Annotated in this window: 7 protein-coding genes and 1 pseudogene; 7 read left to right on the top strand and 1 reads right to left on the bottom strand. The window is 53.5% G+C overall.

The genetic code is table 11. From position 1 onward, the window contains the following. Positions 1–266: hypothetical protein (locus LPH68_RS25495; RefSeq protein WP_230297225.1), on the top strand; the 266-nt coding region annotated here is incomplete at its 5' end. Positions 267–283: 17 nt separating this feature from the next. Further along, positions 284–1,549: a reverse transcriptase domain-containing protein gene (locus tag LPH68_RS25490; RefSeq protein WP_032534378.1), complete on the top strand. Its 1,266-nt coding sequence runs from the start codon at positions 284–286 to the stop codon at positions 1,547–1,549. A gap of 345 nt (positions 1,550–1,894) precedes the next feature. Here LPH68_RS25490 and LPH68_RS25485 read toward each other — a convergent pair whose 3' ends face one another. Continuing rightward, complete coding sequence (locus tag LPH68_RS25485) at positions 1,895–2,173, bottom strand: hypothetical protein (RefSeq protein ID WP_196244690.1); 279 nt, start codon at positions 2,171–2,173, stop codon at positions 1,895–1,897. A gap of 245 nt (positions 2,174–2,418) precedes the next feature. On the opposite strand from LPH68_RS25485, the gene LPH68_RS25480 reads away from it, so the two are divergent. From LPH68_RS25480 to LPH68_RS25460, 5 genes and pseudogenes are all read left to right on the top strand, one after another. After that, positions 2,419–2,898 (top strand): hypothetical protein, encoded by a 480-nt coding sequence (locus LPH68_RS25480; RefSeq protein ID WP_032534382.1) that lies wholly within the window; start codon positions 2,419–2,421, stop codon positions 2,896–2,898. Continuing rightward, positions 2,895–3,983: a hypothetical protein gene (locus LPH68_RS25475; RefSeq protein ID WP_032534383.1), complete on the top strand. Its 1,089-nt coding sequence runs from the start codon at positions 2,895–2,897 to the stop codon at positions 3,981–3,983. The genes LPH68_RS25480 and LPH68_RS25475 overlap by 4 nt, the downstream gene beginning before the upstream one ends. Before the next feature lie 362 nt (positions 3,984–4,345). Then, on the top strand, positions 4,346–4,525 hold the full coding sequence (locus LPH68_RS25470; RefSeq protein ID WP_032577801.1) for a hypothetical protein: 180 nt from the start codon (positions 4,346–4,348) through the stop codon (positions 4,523–4,525). Positions 4,526–4,537: 12 nt separating this feature from the next. Next, a complete protein-coding gene (locus tag LPH68_RS25465; RefSeq protein WP_032534386.1) occupies positions 4,538–4,825 on the top strand; it encodes a hypothetical protein in 288 nt (95 codons plus the stop codon). Positions 4,826–4,838: 13 nt separating this feature from the next. Beyond that, positions 4,839–5,021: pseudogene (locus LPH68_RS25460) on the top strand (hypothetical protein); the annotation flags it as partial.

The raw sequence follows: 5,021 nt of genomic DNA, 5'->3' as shown, positions 1-5,021 counted from the left end.
TCCACGACGCGGAAGAGTACCTCTCAAATGACGACCTGCTGTCCTTGTGCGGAACGGTAGAAGAATACGAACGGCTGTTGCCTGAAATCCGCAAGGAACTGGCAGAAAACGGGAACTGGAAAGAATTTGCCCGAAGAGTGCTGGAGGAAGAATTCCCGCAGGCAAAAGCTGAGGTGCGGGAGGAGTTTATACGGGACTGCTGGGAGAACCTGCAGACAGAAAGTTATAACCTCCAACGCTTTGAACGGTATTGTCAGGAAAAATAATAAAAAACATACGAACCATGTCAGACAAGATATTACAAATGTTCTTCGACATCGGCCGGTGGAAAAAGGCCATTGAGAAAGGAGTGCTGAAAGACATCCGGAAAGACCAGCTTATCCGGCTGACCGACGAGCATACCCGTATGGCCATGGCCGATGCCATGATACAGGGGAAGTACGAAATCGCTCCCCCGCATACCGCACAGATACCGAAGGAGAACGGCGAGTTCCGTACGGTATACATCAACGAGCCCGTCGACCGGGTAGTGCTGAGCATTGCCAACGACCTGCTCTTCGACCTCATGCCGGAAATGGTACACCCCTCGTGCAAGTCCTACCAGAGCGGTATCGGCTGCGGTAGCGTAGTCACCGAGGCCAGCCGCCGGATAGCGGAAACGAGAGGCGGCGGCATTCTGGGCTGGAAGTCGGATCTGAGCAAATATTTCGATAGTGTGCCGATACGGTACATTGACGAGGCGTTCGACAAGGTCGAGGCCAGACACGGACGCTCCTCCTTAATTGACGTGCTCAGGAAGTACTACCACAACGATCTTTACTTCGATGAAGACAACCGCCTTCAAGCCAAGTACCAGTCCCTCAAACAGGGCTGTCCCGTGGCAAGCTGGCTGGCCGATGTGCTGCTCCATGATCTCGACGAGGAACTCTCAGAAATGACAGGCTACTACATCCGATACTCGGACGACATGCTGTTCATCGGTAACGACTACGGGAAAGCAATGCAAGTGCTGGAACAAAGGCTCGGCGAGAAAAGTATGAAGCTCAACCCGAAGAAGGTGGAATACCTGATGTCCGACCGCTGGTTCAAGTTTCTCGGGTTCAGCATCAAGGGGGACATGATCTCCCCTTCGGCAAGCCGTATCAAGACCTTCCAGAAAGAGATTGAGCATCGCACGGTCCGTAATCCCCGCACGACCCTGGCAAATGCGGTAAATGCCGTCAACCGCTACCTGTATAAGGGCAACGGTGAGTTCAGCTGGGCGACCCAGGTGCTTCCGGTATGCAATGTCCGCAGGGACCTTGACGAACTGAACAAGTTCGTGATGGACTGCCTCCGGGCCGTAAGTACGGGCAAGCGGAAGGTAGGCGGTCTGGGATATGTCAGTACCGGGCAGGACGGCTGCATTGTCCGGGGCAAAGGGCGCAACGTGAAGGCGAACCGGGGCAAGACCCCGGGAATCATTCCGGGCTACCTGACCATAGGATGCATGCGCGGCGCCTTATTGACGAGCCGGGCGGTGTACAATACGCTGGTAGCATCGTTATAGGGCATGCCGGGCACACGGCAGAACGGGTGAACGGGCAGGTTATTCAACGTTACAGGCTTATAACCAGAATCCATATAGGAATTAACCGGTCTAACAGCCGGTTAATCCCACCTTGATTCTGGCTGCGCCTGTAATGTATCGGGAAATTAGAGTCATGTGCCGTCTGTCCCGCACCCGTTACCGGAGCACACCGGGAAAGTTCAAGGAATAGGTTTGGGCATCCCGCGTACCGACGTCTTCTTTCCGAGTCTGAAGGCGGCTGACCGTCGCCTTCGGACTCCGCAGAAGACCCATACGCGGGATACATCGGAAGCATAAAGCCATGTGCCGGTATTATGAGAACTTTCAGTCTTTTCCAGCACGGGAACGTGCGGTTCGGGGGAATGGATTCAGCCCGCTGTCTCCGATAAGCCCGTATCGCGCCGTCGTATCCCTAGCGTCATACGACGGCGCCATTCCGGCTTCCGCCACAGCAGACATCGGACCTGTAAAGGAACGTGCCGGCATTCCGGGAACCGCAAAAAGAACAGCACAGGGCAAAGGGGGTAAGGCCGGGATTTCAACAGAGCCGCGATTCACACGGCTGGAGCCTGTGTCATCTCCTGCTAACACGACAGATGACACAGGTTCCAGCTGTACTCGCGGCCCGTATCAGGTTTTTAAAGGGATGTGCCGTCCGGATGAGTCCCCTGAACAGAAGGTAGCGCGACCGCATATGCACGAGGGACCCAAATTCAAGATACAGTATTCAAGCTTGGTCCTGAGCCAGGCAACTACCTGGTTCAGGACCGAAGTCCTACTGTATTTATCAGGACTATAAAGATACGCGCCAGGGGTTTGAGTGCCATTAATTGTAAACAGGTGAGAAAATGGAAGATATTTACCGAGAAACCGTCACCGCCATAGAGAACGGCGCAAATTTCCGGATTGATTTCCAGTCCAGAAGTTTAATAGTAAACGGGAGACACATGATACGGAACGGCAGGCATGATGGCGCTCCGTGGTTGCCGGAGTACGGCTGCGGGGATTTTTTCACGGATGTGGAGGAGCTGTACCGCCGCTATAAACATTCGATACCATCGGAGCGCAGCCAAAGCAAGTCCCGCCGGTATTTCATGGCATTGCCCGAAAGTGACCTCGAGGACGGGGACATGCTGTATGGGCAACACCGGGACACCGCTCAATTCGAGCTGGAATTCTATATCCTCTGCCGGATTATGGGCGGGTTCACATGGAATCCCGAAACGATGGGCAAATGGTTCTGGCAAAGCGAAAAAGACAAGGACCTGGTGATACTCAGAGAATGGGTGGAGCCCGGAAGTAATCAACTATTAACAAATTCACAATGAGCAGAAAGAAACAAGAGACAAAAATCCTGTGTCCCGGATGTGGCACGGAATTCGCCATCGCGGACAAGGAATTTGCCGCCACGGGCACCGTTATCGGCAAGAATTCGGATTTGGGCACCGTCTATCCGGCGGTGGCCGGCCATAATTCTCCCGCCGGACTTCCCAAAGGGGCGCGGGAGCGTATCGAGGCACTCCGCGGTGCCGGTGTGGACGTGAGCTGCCTGTTCGCCATGCAGGGAGCCGAGGGCGGCGAGTATATCGCCTCCAACAAAGACGGGAAACTTACCATCCTGGATGACAACGACCCGATATTCAGCAGCATCATGGCACAGGGTACCGTTCCCAACAACCGACTCTTCCGCCGGTGGGTCATGGCACAAATGTTCCATATGATGTCATACACGCATTACCGTGAAAAAGAGCCGGCAGGGGTGACCGAGATGATTCACCGGAAAGGCTATGATTACCAGTGGAGAATGCTCTTGAACGAGCTGCACGCCCAGATGAAGATGGAACACAAGGACATCACGGGTTTTGCCGAGAGAAACCGCTGGTTCAACCGTGATGTGGTTTTGTCCATCGCGAGCGACTATGTCAGTGCGCTGAAAAAACACGTGGGTAACCTGGAAACAAGAAAATGCAAGGGAGTTCCCTACAAGCGTGTACACGGCCATAATATTTTCGTGGAGGACCTGCAATCCAAACTGTACTACCCGCTTTCCATTGCGATAACCCACATCAGGCACGCGCTGGACGCCACACAGCTTTACAACGCGGTCAGACAGTTCAATGACCGCCGTATCCGGCTGCCATGGGATACTCCTCAAAGCAAGGCATGGATGGACGCCTATAAGGGCGCCGGGGCGTTCTTTACCATGCAGAATCTGATCCGTTTCCACGGCTGCACGGCCATTGACGACTCGGGGCGCAGGCTGGACAAGTACCAGTCACTGGCGTTCCTGTCAGCAAAAGCGGAAGAGTATAAAAACGGAGAAGGATGGCGGTTGCTGGCAGTCCTGAAAAAAATGCTGGCGGACAACAATATCAACATCAAGAAGAAGATGGCGGCATGGCGTAAGAAGTAGGCCGTCATCTCCATCCGCCCGGTAGGCGGCACGGTGTGGCGGGTCAGAATAAATCAGTACTCCCTCCATTGAAATAATGTTCATCCCTGTTAACACAAGATAAGCATCTTTCAATGGAGGCATTACATCGAAAACGTAAAGAGATGCCCCCGTTTGATGACCACACCACTATTCTAATCAAAACGACATAATCCTTTATACGATGAGCAAGAAACAAATACGACGCAGGGCTTACCTGCTGTACCGGTTACGAAAACAGGGTATCCGATGCCTGACGCGCTGCCGGACCATCTTCTATCCTTACGGGGAGGATCCGAAATCAGTACCGTACATCCGCAGCCTGATAAGTGAATTCCATTTCCATGTCCAATTTGAAATACCCGCCTGACATGAAACCGGGAGACATTGCAACATTGAAAGTGGCCTACAAGGGCTATCGCCGTATAGAGCTGCTGGAACGGTTCCAATACATCTGGCTGGTACGCATCTGCGAAAGCGGTAAGGAGATCGAGGTCTATGAAGATGAGTTCGAAACGGATTAAAGGCACGGAACAATGAAAGGAGAACAACGGGAAGAACGCATACCGAACTTTATCGGCAATGCCGTCATTATCCTCACAGCCGCCCATCTGGGCTGCGAGGTGGAAATGCTCACCACCGCACAGGAGGTGTGGCGGACGAAACGCCTGCCCGAGGCGGTACTGCTGGGCATGTACGAGAAGACCGCACGCAAGGCCGTGTCGGCTGTCAGGAAGAAAGGCCTGGCGGAACAGGCGGACCGTCTCGGAGAGATATTTTACAAGACGGGGGAATTTCCCCCGCCGGAAGAAGACAATACATAAAAAGGAGTAACAAATGAAAACAAGGACTTTTCAGGAAATATATGACTTCTGCCGTACGGACGATACCTACCGGAGTTATTTCGAGGCATCAGACGAGTCCCGCATTACCGGAGCAAGGACAAGAAAGTACTATTACGGCGACATCCGCCGCGGCCAGTGCCGCGTGGGGACATTCATCTACTGCCAGTCGATGCGG

The organism is Bacteroides sp. 1_1_30, from assembly GCF_020982715.1.
Lineage (GTDB): Bacteria > Bacteroidota > Bacteroidia > Bacteroidales > Bacteroidaceae > Bacteroides > Bacteroides xylanisolvens.
Note: the sequence above shows the minus strand (reverse complement) of the source record. Positions and strands in the feature narration are given on the sequence as shown.